This window comes from Lysinibacillus sp. 10T31 (assembly GCF_056394365.1).
This window is the reverse complement of sequence record NZ_JBFTHS010000117.1, coordinates 1-2,738: the sequence shown is the minus strand read 5'-3', so window position 1 is coordinate 2,738 and position 2,738 is coordinate 1. Positions and strand designations below refer to the sequence as shown.

General features: G+C 31.4%; 4 protein-coding genes. All 4 read left to right on the top strand.

All coding sequences use genetic code 11. The features are described 5' to 3' along the window. Positions 1–306 (top strand): DUF2178 domain-containing protein (locus AC1DCY_RS26985; RefSeq protein ID WP_477355709.1); only part of this gene is annotated, 306 nt, incomplete at its 5' end. An 18-nt stretch (positions 307–324) separates the two neighbouring features. Further along, positions 325–528, top strand: a complete 204-nt coding sequence (locus AC1DCY_RS26980; RefSeq protein WP_068985171.1) for a helix-turn-helix transcriptional regulator — start codon at positions 325–327, stop codon at positions 526–528. A gap of 14 nt (positions 529–542) precedes the next feature. Then, complete coding sequence (locus AC1DCY_RS26975; protein ID WP_477355705.1) at positions 543–758, top strand: hypothetical protein; 216 nt, start codon at positions 543–545, stop codon at positions 756–758. A gap of 572 nt (positions 759–1,330) precedes the next feature. Then, a complete protein-coding gene (locus AC1DCY_RS26970; RefSeq protein ID WP_477355702.1) occupies positions 1,331–2,236 on the top strand; it encodes a lysostaphin resistance A-like protein in 906 nt (301 codons plus the stop codon). The last annotated feature ends 502 nt before the right edge of the window (positions 2,237–2,738 follow it).

Sequence of the window (2,738 nt, the reverse complement as noted above, 5' to 3'; positions counted from 1 at the left end):
ACAGAAAAAATGGCGGCAATCTATCTTTTCGTTGTTGGTATTATTATTTTGATTGTATCGATTACAATCTATTTTAGAAAATCGGAAAAAGAGGATGATTTATCGAAAGAGTATGATGAAAGAGATGCTCTTATTGAAGGACAAGCTTCTAATATAACTATGCAATGTATTACTTCATTAATAATAGTATTGCTGTTTTTGAGTAATTTTATTGTATTGTCTGTAACAGCAGTTCTTTTACTATTAATACTCGCTCTTTTCATTCTAAATACTGTAACCAAATTTTTCTATGAACGAGTCCTTTAATTCTGAAGGAGGACGAATATGGAAAATAGAGTGCGAGATTTAAGAAAACAGCATAATTTAACTCAACAAGAATTGGCTGATCGTGTAAGTGTATCGTCTAGGACGATTATTTCACTTGAGAATCAGAAGTATAATCCTTCTGTATTACTTGCCTATAAAATTGCATCGATTTTTAATCAATCGATAGAGGAAGTTTTTATTTTTGATGAAAATGACAAATAAGGAGATTAATTAATATGTTAGGTTCAGTAAGTATTTTTATCATTTTTGGGATTGTTTTAACTGCTTGGGGAATTTATCGAATGAAATCAGATGATGGTTTATTTGGAAAGACTCAAAAAAGCAAAAATATTTTTAATCTGTTTTTACTTGGGCAGGCATCAGGAATTGGTCAATTTTTAAGTGGAATTGTTTGTGTAATTATAGGGGTCGCTATTTTAGTATTCGGATAATCCAAAAATTATCAACCATTTAATTTAATACATTTCAACAAATGACCAGGGCTCACTTCTGTGATAATGAGTGACCTGGTCTTTTAGGTGAACATATTCAGGTAACGCGAGAACATCAGGTGAAAATTATTGGCAAGGTGATTGGTGGTAGTTTTGAGGAAAAAACAAGAACGTATAAGGACTCGATGGCTAATTTTCATTGGGTAGGAGCAAACCTTAATATGGGTCAAGCGTACAGCGAGTGTGCGAACGAATTATTGATATGATGATGTGACTTTAGAGGTTACTTCACGTTGCCATCATATTAAGAAATGAAGTATTACCCAAAAAAAATGAACTGAATTCCCAAGGACAACTATAAAGAGAAAAAATCTCCGCTTTGGGGATGTTTCAAAATATTAGCTAGGCATGAGACTTAGCTGGTAAAAAGGGGTATGTACAAGAATGTCATCTTTATGAAATGTTTAGATGATTCATTTATTATCCGAATGTTATAAATAAGGGTCTAAGAAGCAATTGCAATAATTTTTTTTAGAATACAACTTCTAAAAAATATAGTGGAGGATTAACGTGTGAATAATTTATGGCTACTTAAGAATAAATCAGACAACAGAAAAAATAAATTTGTAGATAAAATACCTGGTTGGATATATCTTCTAATATGCAGTGTTGGTATCATGGTTCTCTTTTATGGAACACAATTAATAGTGGGTGTTCCACTTCAAACTATCTTTAATTCTACTTCAGAAACTGGTTCTATATATCGTTTTGTAGGAGTTATTTGTGCTTTTATTGGAATATGGTTGTTGCTACTAGTGTATGTTTACATATTTAAGAACCCGATTTCTAGTATAGGATTTACCAGAGATCGGCCATATAAGATTATTTCGAATATACTTAGTGGTTTAGCGATTGGTATGTTTATTAATTTTGTAGGTATCTCTATATACTCTCTTATATTTAATGTTCAAATCGGATTTACAGAACAAATCTCTAATTTTAATGTTTATCTATATGTTTTATTATGTTTTGTTACTTACCTTATCCAGGGCGGCGCAGAGGAACTTGTTTTTAGAGGATTTTTAACGAAATGGCTTGTGAAAAAATACAATCTTTTACTTGTCTTTCTTTTGACCTCTATTCTATTTTCTCTCATGCATTCCTTGGGTGGATTTAATCCAATATTTTTGACGTATGCTCTTTGTTTTGGATTTTTATTATTTTTAGTTGCTGTTGATAGTAATTGTATATATAAAAGCATGGTAATTCATGGGGTTTATAACGCGTCCGAGACGCTGTTTAAATTTAACGATGACAGTATGGGGAAAGAGCATTTATTTTATGCTAATGCTAACATGGAGGCTTATCAGGATAAGGCCTATCTTATCATCTCAGCAATAATACTTGTATTCTGTGTATATTATTTAATAAAACTGCACAAAAAGAATCCAAAATGGTATTTCATGAGAAGCAACTAGGATTGTTAATTATAGTTTAGAAGACTCGATGATTATTAAGTTATGATCTAACTATGTGATTCTAAACCGTAATTACACTATTTTCAATGAAATATGCTTAATAAGTTTTTTCTAGAGTTATCAGAAATAGTAAATACGTCCCCGTTGGAAGAAAGGACGTTTTTATATTTTACTAGTTTGCGATTATGTAGCTATGTTTCACTCCAGATGTATCAGGGGATGATGGTAGTAATGTAGGTTTTTGTTCAAACTAACGGAAATAGGGGAAGTTATAAAGAGAAGAAACGGTTTAGATTTAAAATAACAGATATTTTTAGTGGTGAACTCAGAATAGCACTTAATAGACGGAATTTGAGGCTGGGACAAAACCCATCTCTAAACTAAAAAGCCGGTGAAATTTTACGATCAGTAAAATTTCACCGGCTTTAAATTTTTTTTATGATGATTTGTCAAATTAAGTGCAACAATTGCTCATTAAAAGCCTCGTTTGCAGTTTTCCAAC

Excerpts from the sequence above, each read along its gene's own strand:
- AC1DCY_RS26975 (WP_477355705.1), top strand. The coding sequence starts at position 543 with ATGTTAGGTTCAGTAAGTATTTTTATCATTTTTGGGATTGTTTTAACT.
- AC1DCY_RS26980 (WP_068985171.1), top strand. The coding sequence starts at position 325 with ATGGAAAATAGAGTGCGAGATTTAAGAAAACAGCATAATTTAACTCAA.